At 60.0% G+C, this 13,182-nt stretch carries 16 protein-coding genes; 14 read left to right on the top strand and 2 right to left on the bottom strand.

Features of this window, described 5'->3' with window-relative positions; all coding sequences use genetic code 11:
• The first annotated feature begins 84 nt into the window (after positions 1-84).
• Positions 85-996, top strand: coding sequence for a LysR family transcriptional regulator (locus CMQ96_RS18435; RefSeq protein ID WP_098067130.1), 912 nt, complete (start codon positions 85-87; stop codon positions 994-996).
• A gap of 64 nt (positions 997-1,060) precedes the next feature.
• Here the strand turns inward: CMQ96_RS18435 and CMQ96_RS18430 are convergent, their stop codons facing one another.
• The gene (locus CMQ96_RS18430) at positions 1,061-1,945 is read right to left on the bottom strand and encodes a LysR family transcriptional regulator (protein WP_004139230.1); all 885 of its coding nucleotides are present in this window, start codon (positions 1,943-1,945) and stop codon (positions 1,061-1,063) included.
• 162 nt (positions 1,946-2,107) lie between these two features.
• On the opposite strand from CMQ96_RS18430, the gene CMQ96_RS18425 reads away from it, so the two are divergent.
• From CMQ96_RS18425 to CMQ96_RS18365, 13 genes are all read left to right on the top strand, one after another.
• Positions 2,108-3,244, top strand: a complete 1,137-nt coding sequence (locus CMQ96_RS18425) for an alpha/beta hydrolase (RefSeq protein ID WP_098067129.1) — start codon at positions 2,108-2,110, stop codon at positions 3,242-3,244.
• A 132-nt stretch (positions 3,245-3,376) separates the two neighbouring features.
• A complete protein-coding gene (locus CMQ96_RS18420) occupies positions 3,377-4,564 on the top strand; it encodes an MFS transporter (RefSeq protein WP_176518992.1) in 1,188 nt (395 codons plus the stop codon).
• Positions 4,565-4,645: 81 nt separating this feature from the next.
• Positions 4,646-4,978, top strand: coding sequence for a DUF1294 domain-containing protein (locus tag CMQ96_RS18415; RefSeq protein WP_098067127.1), 333 nt, complete (start codon positions 4,646-4,648; stop codon positions 4,976-4,978).
• 99 nt (positions 4,979-5,077) lie between these two features.
• Complete coding sequence (locus CMQ96_RS18410) at positions 5,078-5,806, top strand: MerR family transcriptional regulator (protein WP_004139240.1); 729 nt, start codon at positions 5,078-5,080, stop codon at positions 5,804-5,806.
• Positions 5,807-6,070: 264 nt separating this feature from the next.
• Positions 6,071-6,505 (top strand): nuclear transport factor 2 family protein, encoded by a 435-nt coding sequence (locus CMQ96_RS18405; RefSeq protein WP_024358379.1) that lies wholly within the window; start codon positions 6,071-6,073, stop codon positions 6,503-6,505.
• The gene (locus CMQ96_RS18400) at positions 6,502-7,221 is read left to right on the top strand and encodes an SDR family NAD(P)-dependent oxidoreductase (protein WP_064342559.1); all 720 of its coding nucleotides are present in this window, start codon (positions 6,502-6,504) and stop codon (positions 7,219-7,221) included. Before CMQ96_RS18405 ends, CMQ96_RS18400 begins: the two co-directional genes overlap by 4 nt.
• Positions 7,218-8,477 carry an NAD(P)/FAD-dependent oxidoreductase gene (locus CMQ96_RS18395; protein WP_049086786.1) on the top strand — a complete coding sequence of 420 codons (1,260 nt, stop codon included), beginning with the start codon at positions 7,218-7,220 and terminating at the stop codon, positions 8,475-8,477. Before CMQ96_RS18400 ends, CMQ96_RS18395 begins: the two co-directional genes overlap by 4 nt.
• Position 8,478: 1 nt before the next feature.
• A complete protein-coding gene (locus CMQ96_RS18390) occupies positions 8,479-9,201 on the top strand; it encodes a DUF1365 domain-containing protein (RefSeq protein WP_024358382.1) in 723 nt (240 codons plus the stop codon).
• Positions 9,198-10,418 (top strand): cyclopropane-fatty-acyl-phospholipid synthase family protein, encoded by a 1,221-nt coding sequence (locus CMQ96_RS18385; RefSeq protein ID WP_098067126.1) that lies wholly within the window; start codon positions 9,198-9,200, stop codon positions 10,416-10,418. The genes CMQ96_RS18390 and CMQ96_RS18385 overlap by 4 nt, the downstream gene beginning before the upstream one ends.
• A complete protein-coding gene (locus CMQ96_RS18380; RefSeq protein ID WP_024358384.1) occupies positions 10,415-10,900 on the top strand; it encodes a DUF2878 domain-containing protein in 486 nt (161 codons plus the stop codon). The genes CMQ96_RS18385 and CMQ96_RS18380 overlap by 4 nt, the downstream gene beginning before the upstream one ends.
• Entirely contained in the window at positions 10,897-11,421 is a 525-nt protein-coding gene (locus CMQ96_RS18375; RefSeq protein ID WP_049131433.1) for a hypothetical protein, read from the top strand. The genes CMQ96_RS18380 and CMQ96_RS18375 overlap by 4 nt, the downstream gene beginning before the upstream one ends.
• Positions 11,418-11,951, top strand: a complete 534-nt coding sequence (locus tag CMQ96_RS18370) for a DUF3833 domain-containing protein (RefSeq protein WP_098067125.1) — start codon at positions 11,418-11,420, stop codon at positions 11,949-11,951. Before CMQ96_RS18375 ends, CMQ96_RS18370 begins: the two co-directional genes overlap by 4 nt.
• Before the next feature lie 14 nt (positions 11,952-11,965).
• Positions 11,966-12,925, top strand: a complete 960-nt coding sequence (locus tag CMQ96_RS18365; protein WP_049131434.1) for a DUF523 and DUF1722 domain-containing protein — start codon at positions 11,966-11,968, stop codon at positions 12,923-12,925.
• Positions 12,926-12,990: 65 nt separating this feature from the next.
• Here the strand turns inward: CMQ96_RS18365 and CMQ96_RS18360 are convergent.
• The coding region (locus CMQ96_RS18360) for a carbohydrate porin (protein ID WP_141522395.1) at positions 12,991-13,182 on the bottom strand (192 nt) is incomplete at its 5' end.

The raw sequence follows: 13,182 nt of genomic DNA, 5'->3' as shown, positions 1-13,182 counted from the left end.
TTTAGAAAAATAGCCAAAAAAGTTCATCACTATTATAAAATAAGTAACAATAAAATCTCCCGATGTGGGCAAAAGAAGCCAGCTATGCAAATAAATCTCTTTGAATCGATTCGCATTTTTATTGAAATTGTCGAGGCGGGCAGTTTTACTCAGGCGGCGGAGAACCTGCAGATTCATCGTCCCGCCGTTACGAAAGCCTTGCAGCTACTTGAGCAGCACTGCGGCACGCGTTTGCTGCAGCGGACAACGCGTCGTATTAACCTGACGCCTGACGGGGAAGCGTTTTACCGTCAGAGCAAACCTTTGCTCTCCCAGGCGGATGCGTTGCTGGAATCGTTTAGTACAGACCGGGTATTGCACGGCCAGCTGCGAGTCGACATGCCTGTCGCTTTTGCGACGTTATTGGTCGTTCCCCATCTGCCTGATTTTTATCGTCAGCATCCTGGCGTCGAAATCATCCTCAGTAGCTCAGACCGTCGTCAGGATATGCTGCGCGATGGGCTTGACTGCCTGCTGCGGGTGGGAGAACTGGACGACGGGGACTATATCGCCCGCAAGTTGGGCAGCATCAAAATGACGACCTGCGCCAGCCCGGCCTATATTGCGAGCCACGGCGCGCCGCAAACGCTGGAGGATTTGCAGGATCATCAGGCTATCAACTGGGTTAACAGCAGCAGCCGGCAAATTATGCCGTGGACCTTTGCGACGCCAGAAGGTATCGCCGAAATGACGCTTCCCGGTAAGCTGGTCATCGATAACTCTGAAACCTATTTATCGGCAGGCCTGGCGGGGCTGGGATTAGTCCAGGGGATGAACCTTTTTTTACAGCCTTATCTCGACCGCGGCCTTTTGGTGGAAGTCTTACCCGACAATCCCTCCCCCGATCGCAAACTGTCACTCTTGTACCCGCACCGCCATCTCTCACGCAAAGTGCGGGCGTTTACCGAGTGGCTAGAGAGCTTATTACAAAAGGTGCGATGCGACGTTAAACAATAACGGTAGCGCCTGTCATCAACCAGAAAGTACCCCGGAGAAGGTTACACCCCTCAGGATTGACGGCTTAAATTCTCAGGGTATCAATCACCGCCCGCAGCGCGGGCGACACGTTGCGATGGGGATAATAGAGAAAAGAGCCTTCCAGCCGCTGGCTGTAGCGTTGCAAAACTCTGATAAGCGCGCCTCGCTCTAAGTCGTCGGCGACCAGCTCCTGCGGGACATAAGCCAGACCCAGACCCAACCTGGCGGCTTTTGCCTCCATATAGCTGTCCGCAAAGGCCCACTGCCCCTGCGGACGGTGGGTGATTTTTTTACCGTCCTGATCGAGCTCCCAGGCGTACAGGCTGCCGTCGCCAAACTGATAGGCGATGCAGGGATGAATCACTAAATCTGCGGGCGTTTGCGGAAAGCCGTAGCGGCGAAAATGCTCGGGCGTGCCGACAACAACCATCTCCATATCGGGCGAAATGCGCACCGCCACCATGCCGCCGCCGACTTCCGGCCCCAGACGCACCCCGGCATCAAACCGCTCCGCGATAATATCGACAAACCGGCTTTCGCTGATCAGTTCCAGGCGGATATCAGGATAGCGTTGTTTAAAGACCGCCAGCTTCGGCAGCAGCACTTTATCAATGGCGTGCTGGCTGGCATTGATGCGGACGGTACCGGACGGGGTATGGCGATAATACGCCAGCGTGGATAGCCCCGAGTCTAACGCATCAAAGCCGGATTCGACGGTTCGATAGAGCTGCTCGCCCGCCTGGGTGAGCGAAAGTTTGCGGGTGGTACGCACCAGAAGCTGCACGCCCAGCCGCTCTTCCAGTTCACGAACGGAACGGCTAACGCCGGATTGCGCCAGCCCAAGCCGCTGCGCCGCGGCGGTAAAACTGCCCTCCCGCACCACCAGCATAAACAGGTACAGATCGTTATAGTTTTCCCGTTTCGCCATCGTTTCCTTCTCGCCATTCATAACAATATGATATCAATCTTAGCACTTTTCACCCTCTAATCAGCACTATTACTGCTAACTATAATCGGCGCATGGCAACAAAACACCGCAGCGTTGCCCTTATGCAACCTGTACCTGGAACCTGTTTTAGGGGAATGATTAATGAAAGCGTTTACCAGAAAACTGACGGCCGCCATGCCTGCCATGCTGCTATGCGCGTCACTTAGTGGAGTCACCACCATGAGCTATGCCGAGACAACCAATCCAAACGCGCCCGTTTCGATGGTCGAAAAATGGGACAAAACCTTCGCGGAAAGCGCGAAAGTCGATCACCGTAAGGTGAGCTTCCCGAACCGCTACGGGATCACCCTGGTCGGCGATCTCTACATTCCAAAAGATCGCGGCGAGCGCAAGCTGGCGGCGATCGCCGTCAGCGGCCCCTTCGGCGCGGCGAAAGAGCAGTCCAGCGGTCTCTATGCGCAGACCCTGGCAGAACAGGGTTTCGTCACTCTTGCCTTCGATCCTTCTTATACGGGCGAAAGCGGCGGCTATCCGCGTAACGTTGCCTCTCCGGATATCAACACCGAGGATTTCAGCGCGGCGGTCGATTTCTTAGGTCTGCAAAGCGAGGTGGACCGCAACCGTATCGGGCTGCTCGGCATTTGCGGCTGGGGCGGCATGGCGCTAAACGACGCCGCGATGGATACCCGCGTGAAAGCGGTGGCCACCAGCGTCATGTACGACATGAGCCGCGCGATGGGCCATGGCGTTGGCGACGGTAAAGATCGCTATACCACCGCCGATCGCCGCGCCGTATTGCGCTACCTCAACGAACAGCGCTGGAAGGATGCGGAAAACGGCGCCTACGCGCCGGGCGGACATGATATTTACGTCGATGAGAAAGGCAACGCCAGCGCGGGCGATCGTATCTTGCCAGAAACCTTACCCGCCAACCCGAACCCGGTTTTGAAAGAGTTTTTTGACTATTACCGGATGCCGCGCGGTTTCCACGCCCGCTCCGTCAACTCAACCGGCGCGTGGAATGCGACCATGCCGCTGTCGTTTATGAATATGCCGCTGCTGAGCTATGCCAATGAAGTCACCATCCCGACGCTGATCGTGACCGGCGAAAAAGCGCATTCCCGCTATTTTGCCGAAGACGCCTTTAAGGCCATCGGCAGCAAAGAGAAAGAGCTGATAATCGTCCCCGGCGCGAACCATGTCGATCTCTATGACAATGCGGCCGGTAAAATTCCGTTTGCCAAATTTGAACAGTTTTTCAAAACCAGCCTGAGATAACGACCGAAAGCCGTCCGGTATTCGCGGGCGGCGTTCCATCGCCCGCGCTTTACCTTTATCCACGTTTTCATCAATAGCGTCTGATCCGGCCGCGCCTGAAGCGGGCCGGGAAAATATTCCGGGATGCAGATCATGTCCACACTGAGCCGTACTACCCCCCCCACGCCAGCGCACGCCCACTGGGGCGGCGTATTTGCCATGACGCTGTGCGTTTTTGTCCTCATCGCTTCCGAATTTATGCCGGTCAGCCTGCTGACGCCGATTGCCAGAGATTTAAACGTCACCGAGGGGCTGGCAGGCCAGGGCATTGCGATTTCCGGCGCCCTGGCGGTCCTGACCAGCCTGACTATCGCCAACCTTGCCGGGAGCCTGAATCGTAAATATCTCCTGCTGGGGCTGACGGTTCTGATGGCGGCGTCGGGTTTGATTGTCGCGCTGGCGTCCAGCTATGCGGTTTATATGGCGGGAAGGGCCCTGATTGGTATCGTCATCGGTGGATTCTGGTCCATGTCGGCGGCCACCGCCATCAGGCTGGTGCCGCAGCGCCAGGTTCCCCGCGCGCTGGCGATTTTCAACGGCGGTAACGCGCTGGCGACCGTCGTGGCGGCGCCGCTGGGCAGCTACCTGGGGTCAACCGTCGGCTGGCGCGGTGCCTTTTTATGCCTGGCGCCGCTGGCGATAGCCGCCTTCATCTGGCAGTGCGTCAGCCTGCCCGCGATGGCAAGCGATAACGCGAGCCGGCCGCGCGGCTCCGCGCTTCGCCTGTTCAGAACGCCCATCATCACTATCGGCCTGCTGGCCTGCGGACTCTTCTTTATGGGGCAGTTTACCCTCTTTACCTACGTGCGGCCGTTTCTGGAAACGGTAACCGGCGTCAGCGCCTCTGGCCTGTCCCTGATTTTGCTCGCGATAGGCATCGCGGGTTTTATCGGCACCCTGGGCGTTTCACCACTCCTCACCGCCCGATTTTATCAGACCTTAATCACCCTCCCCTTACTGATGGCCGCGATTGCCGGAACGTTGCTGCTGGCAGGACACCACGCCTGGGCCGTAGCCATTCTGTTAAGCCTGTGGGGAATGCTGGCGACGGCGGCGCCAACCGGCTGGTGGACGTGGATAGCGCGGACGCTGCCCGACGACGCGGAAGCGGGTGGCGGATTGATGGTCGCCGTGATTCAGCTGTCGATTGCGCTGGGTTCGACGGCAGGAGGCGTGGTATTTGACCGCATGGGGTGGCAAAGTGCTTTTGGATTAAGTGGAATATTGCTGCTTGCCGCGGTCGGAATAACGGCGCTCACCGGCCGCCAGGCGAGGAAGTAGGCTAAGGCCGCGGGTTTTTCTCGCCGCGGGTCGTGCGTATAATGCGGTTTCAATACGCGCTGAAAAACTGCGGCTAAAAATATGAATCTCAATCGGTGTTGTTATTTGCTCCTGATCGCTGCGGCGCTCGGCAGCATTTTTACGTCCTGGCCCTTTGCTATTTGGCTCCTGCTGGTCAACGTCCTGACGCTGGCGATTTACGGCGTGGATAAAATGGCGGCGCGCAGGGTACCGGAGTCCACGTTGCTGGTGTTTGGGTTCGTGGGCGGCTGGGCTGGCGCGATAGCGGGTCAGCAGCTGTTCCGCCACAAAACGCAAAAGCAGCCGTTCAGGACCTGGTTCATCATCAGCGCGATCGCCAGTCTCGTAGGGATGGCAGCGATTTATGTGTTCTCTCCTTTTTCTTTTCACTAAGTTTTGGCGAGGCTAACGGCTTGCAAAAGCGCGGGAATGCACTCAACCCGCCGCTATTCGTAGTATATTGAGAGTATTGTTGATTATCAGGTGTCCCTTATGACCTACTCCATCGGTGAATTTGCGCAGCTTTGCGGCATTAACGCGACGACGCTCCGCGCCTGGCAGCGTCGCTACGGCCTCCTTAAGCCACAGCGCACCGACGGCGGCCATCGCCTGTACAACGATGACGATATCCAGCAGGCGCTTAAAATTCTCGACTGGGTCAAAAAAGGGGTTCCCGTCAGCCAGGTGAAACCCCTGCTGGCGCGTCCCGGCGCGCGGCGGACGAATAACTGGCTCACCTTGCAGGAGAACATGCTCCAGCGCCTGAAAGAGGGGAAAATCGAATCCCTGCGCCAGCTGATTTACGACGCCGGGCGCGAATCCCCTCGCCCCGAGCTGGTCACCGAGGTGCTGCGCCCGCTGCGCAGCCAGGTCTCCGCCAACGTACCGGCAATTATGACGCTGCGCGAAATCCTCGACGGTATCATCATCGCCTACACCTCCTTCTGCCTCGAAGGGGACAAAAAGGCGCCCGGCGATAACTATTTGATCACCGGCTGGCACCTGACAGACGCCTGCGAAATCTGGCTTGAAGCGCTCAAACGCACCGGACAGGGCCACCGCATCGACGTCCTTCCGGCGCCCCCCGCAACCCTGGCGCCGGAGATCCTGCCGGAGCGCAAATGGCTGCTGGTGACGACCGGTAAACTCTCTCCTGCTCGCCAGAAGCAGGTCGAACGCTGGCAGCAGCAGGTGGTCTCTCTGGAGATTGTCGCGCTGTAATTTAGTGCGCCGCGGCTAACACGTCCTTCGTCATATCCCCCGTAAACCGATCCTCTGTACGTAAAATGCGCCCCCCTGTCCGCGTAAGGCGCGGCGGACATACCCTTTCGCCTCTCGTTAAAGCCTCAAAACCTGCGCTGCAAAGATAAAAATAACCATCTGATTTTTAATAAAAATAAAAAATACTCCAACCAAAACTTGGACAAATATTATTAATTGTGTAAGTTTTAAATACGCTATATTGATTCACTCGGGATGTGAGCCATGAGTCCTTCGCCCTCCGTTCTCAGTCGTTTTACTGAGTACTACGCCATGCTGGATACCCAGCCGCCCTCGGCGCTGGCCGCGCTCTATCATGCGAATGCCGTACTGATCGATCCGTTTGGCCAGCATCGGGGGCTGTCCGCGATCCAGGGGTATTTTTCCCATCTGTTAGCCAACGTGGCGCGGTGCCGTTTCGACATCGATACGCCGGTCTGCAACGCTCAGCGGTTTGCCGTCGCCTGGACCATGCACTGGTCGCATCCGCGCCTGGACGGCGGGAAGGCGTTAGAACTTGCGGGCTGCTCGATGGTTACGGTTGAAGAGGAGCGGATTATTCACCAGCGCGACTACTACGACGCCGGGGAGATGCTGTACGAACATCTTCCCCTGCTGGGCTGGGCGGTACGCGGCGTCAAGCGGAGGGTGCGGACATGATGACGGTGCTTATCACTGGCGCCAGCTCCGGGATTGGCGCCGGACTCGCCAAATCCTTCGCCGCGGACGGCCACCCCGTCATCGCCTGCGGTCGCGATCCGTCGCGTCTGGCAGCGCTACAGCGGCACAGCCCCAACATCAGCCTCCGCTCATTTGATATGACGGACAGGGAGGCCTGTCGCCAGGCGCTCGCGGAGTGCCGGGCCGATCTGATCATTCTCTGCGCCGGGACCTGCGAATACCTCGACCACGGAACGGTAGATGCCGCGCTGGTGGAACGGACGATCGCCACCAACTTTCTCGGGCCGGTGAACTGCCTGGAGGCGCTTCAGCCGCAGCTGTCTGTCGGCAATCGCGTGGTGCTGGTAAGTTCAATGGCGCACTGGCTGCCCTTTCCTCGCGCCGAGGCGTATGGCGCCTCCAAAGCGGCGTTAACCTGGTTTGCCAACAGCCTGCGCCTGGACTGGGAGCCGAAAGGCATTGCCATCACGGTGGTCTCGCCGGGATTCGTCGATACCCCGCTGACGCGCAAAAACGATTTTTCCATGCCCGGCCAGGTGAGCGTGGAGCACGCGGTAAAGGCGATTCGCCGCGGTCTGGCGAAAGGTAAAAATCATATCGTCTTCCCGACAGGCTTTGGCATGCTCCTGCGCCTGCTGGCAGGGCTTCCCGAAGGTCTGCAACGCCTACTGTTGCGCAGGATGGTACGCTCATGAATATCGCGATTATTGGCAGCGGCATTGCCGGTCTGACCTGCGCCTGGCGCCTTGCCGGACAACACCAGGTCACCCTGTTCGAAGCGGCATCCACGCCGGGGGGACACACCGCCACGGTGGATATCGCCACGCCGCAGGGCACATGGGCCATCGATACCGGGTTCATCGTTTACAACGATCGCACCTATCCGCGCTTTATGGGGCTGCTCAGCGAGCTGGGACTCAGCGGTCAAAAAACGCAAATGAGCTTCTCGGTACACAACCCGCAGAGCGGGCTGGAGTATAACGGCCACAGCCTGAGCTCGCTTTTCGCCCAGCGGCGCAACCTGGTAAAGCCGGCCTTCTGGGGATTGCTGACGGAGATCGTCCGCTTTAATCGTCAGGCGAAACAGGCTCTGGCGGGGGCGTTCGACCCGGGCGCCACGCTACAGACCTTCCTTGAGCGGCACCGCTTTAGCCCCTTTTTCGCTCGCCATTACATTCTGCCGATGGGCGCCGCGATCTGGTCTTCATCGCTGCAGGAGATGCGCCGCTTCCCGCTGGCGCTGTTTCTGCGCTTTTTTGAAAACCACGGCCTGCTCGATATCCGCCAGCGTCCGCAATGGTACGTGGTGCCCGGCGGCTCGCGCGAATACGTGCGCGCCCTGCTGGCTCAGCGTGGCGATCGCCTGCGCCTTCGCCTCAATGCGCCGGTGCAAAACGTTATCCGTCGCCAGGAGGGCGTCACGCTCCAGCTGGCATCGGGGGAGCAGCATTTCGATCAGGCGATCTTCGCCTGCCACTCGGCCCAGGCGCTGGCCATGCTGGCGGACCCGACCTCCGCCGAACGCGAGATTCTGGGAGATATCGGCTGGCAGCAAAATGAAGTGGTCCTGCATAGCGATCCCCGCTGGCTGCCGACGCGCAAGCGCGCCTGGGCCAGCTGGAACTATCGCCTGAGCGAGCAGGATCAGGCCAGCGCCTGCGTCACCTATAACATGAATATTCTTCAGGGCCTGCCCGCCGACGCCCCACTGTTCTGCGTCACCCTCAATCCGCCAACGCCGGTGGACCCGCGCTTCGTCTGGAAGCGCATGGTCTATGAACATCCGCTGTTTAATCCGCAAAGCTGGTCCGCCCAGATGCGCCGCGAGGAGATTAACGGCCGCCAGCGGAGCTGGTTCTGCGGCGCGTACTGGTATAACGGTTTTCATGAAGATGGCGTGCGCAGCGCCCTCGATGTGGTCAACGGCATCGCGGCGGCGGAGAACTTCTGAAATGAACAGCTGCCTCTATGAGGGCGTATTACGCCACCGCCGTCTCCAGCCGAAGGCGCACCACTTTCGCTATCGCATCTTTATGGCCTGGCTCGACCTGGACGAACTGGATGCGCTCGCGGCCGTCGGCATCCGCCGCAATCGGTTTGCCGCCGCCGCCTTTTACGATGCGGATTATCCGCTGGGCACGCCGTTAAAACAGCAGGTTCTGAACCGCCTGGAAAGCCTGACCGGCTGCCGCCCGGAGGGCCGCGTCATGCTGCTGACCCAGCTGCGCTACCTGGGCTTTCATTTTAATCCGGTCAACTTTTACTACTGCTATGACGGCGCCGGCGCCCTGCGCTGGGTGCTGGCCGAAGTACGCAACACGCCGTGGAATGAGCGTCATTACTACGCGGTAGACGGTCAACGGGCGCGCCCGCTGGCGAAAGCGTTTCACGTCTCCCCGTTTAACCCGATGGACATGGTCTACTGCTGGCGCTTTAACAGCCCGGGTAAAACGCTGCACATGCATATTGAGAACCATCAGACCGCCAAAATCTTCGACGCCACGCTGGCCCTGAGCCGCGTGCCTTTGACGCGCGCCAGCCTGCGCGGGCTGCTGCTGCGCATTCCGTTGATGACGCTGAAAACCGTCCTCGCGATCTACTGGCAGGCGCTGCGGCTGTGGCTCAAGCGCGTGCCGCTGTATAACCATCCTGTCAGCAGGAGTGAACGCTCATGACCGATCCCGTCTTTGCGCTTGAACCCGATATTCCGCGCAATGTGCGTATCGCGCGCTGGTTGCTCTTTCGTCTGTTGAGCGGCATTCGCGAAGGTTCGCTCACCGTGCGCGAAGGGGCGCAGACCTTTCATTTTGGCGACCCCGCCGCCGCGCTGCGCGCCGAGGCGCGGGTGCTTTCCGCGGACGTCTACTGGCGCTTATTGACCGGCGGCAGCCTCGCTGCCGCGGAGGCGTGGATGGACGGCGACTGGGAGAGCCAGCAGTTGACGCAGCTGCTGCAGATCCTGGCGCGTAATGGCCAGGTGCTGGGACGACTGGAGCGCGGCTTCCGCCTGCTCGGCAAACCCGTGGCGCGGCTACGCCACTGGACGCGCCGCAACGCGCGCGCGCAGGCACGGGAGAACATTGCCGCCCATTACGATTTGGGTAACGACTTTTACGCCCACTTTCTTGACGACGAACTGCTCTACTCCAGCGCGCTGTTTACCGACGACGGCCAGGATCTGACCCAGGCTCAGCGGGCCAAAATGGCGCGCCTGTGCGATCGCCTGGCGCTTACGCCCGGCGATCGTCTGCTGGAGATTGGCACCGGCTGGGGAGCGATGGCCGAATACGCCGCCCGCCACTACGGCTGCCGGGTCACCACCACCACCCTGTCACAGGAACAGTTCCAGTGGGCCAAAGCGCGAATTGCCCGCGCCGGGCTGGAGGATCGCGTCGAGGTGCTGCTCTGCGATTACCGCGATCTCACCGGCCAGTATGACAAGCTGCTGTCGGTGGAGATGATTGAAGCCGTGGGACAGCGCTATCTGCCGGCTTTCTTTCGCACCTGCCAGGCGCGCCTGCGTCCGGGGGGAAGAATGGCGATCCAGGCCATCACCATCCAGGATCAGCGCTATCGCGATTACAGCAAAAGCGTCGATTTTATTCAGCGCTACATCTTCCCCGGCGGCTTTCTGCCCAGCATCACCGTAATGAACGAACTGATGACGCGGCATACCGATTTTGTGGTGCGCGATCTGTTTGATATGGGACCGGACTACGCCCGCACCCTGGCCCACTGGCGCCAGCGTTTTACCCACGCCTGGCAGGACATTGAGAAGCTCGGCTTTGATGACCGCTTCCGCCGCATGTGGCTCTACTACTTCGGCTACTGCGAAGCCGGGTTTAACGCCCGCACCATCAGCGTTGTACAGCTCACCGCGGAGCGGGTATGAATCGCCCGGCGTCGCTCCTGCTGACGGCCATCGCGTTCGACCTCTACTGGACGCTGGTGGTGCTGTTTCGCGAGCGCGGTCTGTTCATCTGGCTGGCGCTGGCAATCCTCTGCTGGCTACGGCTACCGCCAGAATACCGTGCGTCTGCGCTGCTGCTGGCTGCCGCGGGCTGCGGGCTGGATACGATCTGGGCGCTATCGGGGCTGGTCGATTTTAACGGCGATACCCTGCTGCCCCTGTGGATGGCCGCGCTGTGGCTGATGTTCGCCGTCGTCTGGATCCGCCTGATCTGTGCCGCGACGTTGCCAGGATGGCTGCTGGCCCTGGCGGCGGCCTTTGGCGGCCCGACGGCATACCTGCTCGGCGCCTATCTGGGAGCGATGACTTTGCTGGCGCCGACGGCGGCTGTCTTCGGCGCGATGGCCTGCGGCTGGCTGGCAATGATGCTCGTGTTCCATATGGTGATGGGGAGGCGGCAATGAGAACGGCTTTATTACTGCTGTGGCTGGCGGCATTCTCTCCAGTTGCTCACGCAGCCGACTGGCTGGAGTGGCCCCGCGTTGGCGAAGCGACCCTCAGTTGGGGGCCCTTCACCGTCTATACCTCGCAGCTACGCACGCCGGACGGCCGGTATGACGGCCCGCATCAGGATCGGGCGCTGATTATCACCTATCAGCGCAGCATCGATCGCGACGAGCTGGTCGAGGCTACCCGCGACCAGTGGCGGGCGCAGGGCATTCTGCAACAGGAGCCGCAAAGCGAGGCCTGGCTGCGCATGCTGCGAGGACTCTGGCCGGACGTCGCATCGGGCACGCAGCTGGCGTTCGTGGTGAGCGGCGGCGAGGGCCAGTTCTGGTATCGCGCCAGCGCCGCGCAGCCCACGTTTACTGCGCTGGGGCCGCGCCAGTCGGCAGCGTTCAGTACGCGCTTTCTCGCTATCTGGCTCGATCCCGGCACCACCTATCCCGAACTGCGTCAGCAGTTGATCGGAGGTACACCATGAAACGCATTCTGACCTTTGGCCTCGCGCTGCTGATGCTGGCGCTGGCGGGCTGCAGCGCTGAAGTCGCCGACTATCGGCAGCAGCAGCCGGCACTGGACATTTTCCGCTACTTTCAGGGCAAAACGGAAGCCTGGGGGATGATTCAGGATCGCAACGGCAAGCAGCTGCGCCGCTTCCACGTGGCGATTGACGGCGACGTGGTTGGCGACACGTTGACGCTTCACGAGCGCTTTGTCTATGACGACGGCGAAAAGCAGCAGCGGGTATGGCGCATTCGCCGTATCGGCGCCGACCGTTATGAAGGCACCGCGGGCGACATCGCCGGGGTGGCGACCGGCAAGGCGGCGGGCAACGCTTTTCACTGGCGCTACAGCATGAACGTGACGGCCAGCGGAAGCACCTGGCTGCTGCACTTCGACGACTGGATGTTCCTGCAGGACGATGCGCATCTGTTCAACAAAACCGAGATGAAGAAATTCGGCATTACCGTCGCCACGGTGACCCTTTTCTTCACCCGAGCGGTACATTAAAAGAGGACAACGCCATGAACACGCAACCTGTCATTGGGATCAGCGGATGTTTAACCGGTTCAGCCGTGCGATTCGACGGCGGGCACAAGCGAATGGGCTTTGTAATGGATGAGCTCGCGCAGTGGGTGGCGTTTAAACCCATCTGCCCGGAGATGGCTATCGGCCTGCCCGTTCCGCGCCCGGCGCTGCGGCTGGTGCAGACGACCGAGGGGGAGCTTCGCATGCGCTTTAGCCATGCCCCGCACGACGACGTGACGGAGAAGATGGCCGATTTCGCCAACGCCCATCTCTCCACGCTGGGCGAACTGTCGGGATTTATCGTCTGCGCCAAATCGCCCAGCTGCGGCATGGAGCGCGTTCGGCTGTACGATGAAAAGGGCAACCGCGGGCGTAAAGAAGGCACAGGATTGTTTACCGCCGCGCTGATGGAGAAATACCCCTGGCTACCGGTTGAGGAGGATGGTCGCCTGCACGATCCTGCGCTGCGTGAAAACTTCGTCGAGCGGGTCTTCGCCCTGCACGAGCTGAATAGCCTGCGCAAAAATGGCCTCACGCGTCGTGCGCTGCTGGATTTTCATAGTCGCTATAAACTTCAGCTGCTGGCCCATCATCAGCCGGGGTATCGCGAGATTGGTCCGTTCGTTGCGTCGCTCCACGAGTGGCAGGATCTGGAGGCTTTCTTTGCGGTGTACCGCGAAAAACTGATGGCGATCCTCAAGCAGCCCGCCTCGCGTAAAAACCACACCAACGTGCTGATGCATATTCAGGGCTACTTTCGTAACCAGCTAAACAGCCGCCAGCGCGGCGAGCTGCGGGAGGTGATCCTTAACTATCGCTCCGGGCTGCTGCCCATCCTTGCGCCGATAACGCTGCTTAAGCACTATCTGGCCGAATATCCGGATCGTTACCTACAGGCGCAGAACTACTTTGACCCCTACCCGCAGGACCTGGCCCTGCGCCTGACGGTGCATTGAGAGGGCTGAGCGAGCGGACAGGCTGGCGCGCGCCAGCCTGTTTCCCCTGGTGAATCCGTCAGCTTTTAGAACCACGCTTCAAACATGCCGCCGACGTTCAGCGAATCCAGCTGTTCATCTTTGGTGCCGTTGACCTTCGCGGTGCGCTTGTTATCCACCTGGCCGCCGGTTACGTAGAAGCGCAGCATCGGGCGGAACTCCGGCCCCATTCCGATGGCGATGTTCTGCGACAGCGTCAGCTTCCAGCCGTGGTTATC

It is taken from the genome of Klebsiella sp. MBT K-1 (assembly GCF_002556465.1).
In the GTDB taxonomy this organism is placed as follows: Bacteria; Pseudomonadota; Gammaproteobacteria; order Enterobacterales; family Enterobacteriaceae; genus Klebsiella; species Klebsiella grimontii.
This window is presented reverse-complemented; position numbering and strand designations above follow the sequence as displayed.

Bases quoted from the DNA above. Each gene is read 5' to 3' on its own strand.
- CMQ96_RS18435 (WP_098067130.1), top strand. From the start codon at position 85: ATGCAAATAAATCTCTTTGAATCGATTCGCATTTTTATTGAAATTGTC.
- CMQ96_RS18430 (WP_004139230.1), bottom strand. From the start codon at position 1,945: ATGGCGAAACGGGAAAACTATAACGATCTGTACCTGTTTATGCTGGTG.
- CMQ96_RS18425 (WP_098067129.1), top strand. From the start codon at position 2,108: ATGAAAGCGTTTACCAGAAAACTGACGGCCGCCATGCCTGCCATGCTG.
- CMQ96_RS18420 (WP_176518992.1), top strand. From the start codon at position 3,377: ATGTCCACACTGAGCCGTACTACCCCCCCCACGCCAGCGCACGCCCAC.
- CMQ96_RS18415 (WP_098067127.1), top strand. From the start codon at position 4,646: ATGAATCTCAATCGGTGTTGTTATTTGCTCCTGATCGCTGCGGCGCTC.
- CMQ96_RS18410 (WP_004139240.1), top strand. From the start codon at position 5,078: ATGACCTACTCCATCGGTGAATTTGCGCAGCTTTGCGGCATTAACGCG.
- CMQ96_RS18405 (WP_024358379.1), top strand. From the start codon at position 6,071: ATGAGTCCTTCGCCCTCCGTTCTCAGTCGTTTTACTGAGTACTACGCC.
- CMQ96_RS18400 (WP_064342559.1), top strand. From the start codon at position 6,502: ATGATGACGGTGCTTATCACTGGCGCCAGCTCCGGGATTGGCGCCGGA.
- CMQ96_RS18395 (WP_049086786.1), top strand. From the start codon at position 7,218: ATGAATATCGCGATTATTGGCAGCGGCATTGCCGGTCTGACCTGCGCC.
- CMQ96_RS18390 (WP_024358382.1), top strand. From the start codon at position 8,479: ATGAACAGCTGCCTCTATGAGGGCGTATTACGCCACCGCCGTCTCCAG.
- CMQ96_RS18385 (WP_098067126.1), top strand. From the start codon at position 9,198: ATGACCGATCCCGTCTTTGCGCTTGAACCCGATATTCCGCGCAATGTG.
- CMQ96_RS18380 (WP_024358384.1), top strand. From the start codon at position 10,415: ATGAATCGCCCGGCGTCGCTCCTGCTGACGGCCATCGCGTTCGACCTC.
- CMQ96_RS18375 (WP_049131433.1), top strand. From the start codon at position 10,897: ATGAGAACGGCTTTATTACTGCTGTGGCTGGCGGCATTCTCTCCAGTT.
- CMQ96_RS18370 (WP_098067125.1), top strand. From the start codon at position 11,418: ATGAAACGCATTCTGACCTTTGGCCTCGCGCTGCTGATGCTGGCGCTG.
- CMQ96_RS18365 (WP_049131434.1), top strand. From the start codon at position 11,966: ATGAACACGCAACCTGTCATTGGGATCAGCGGATGTTTAACCGGTTCA.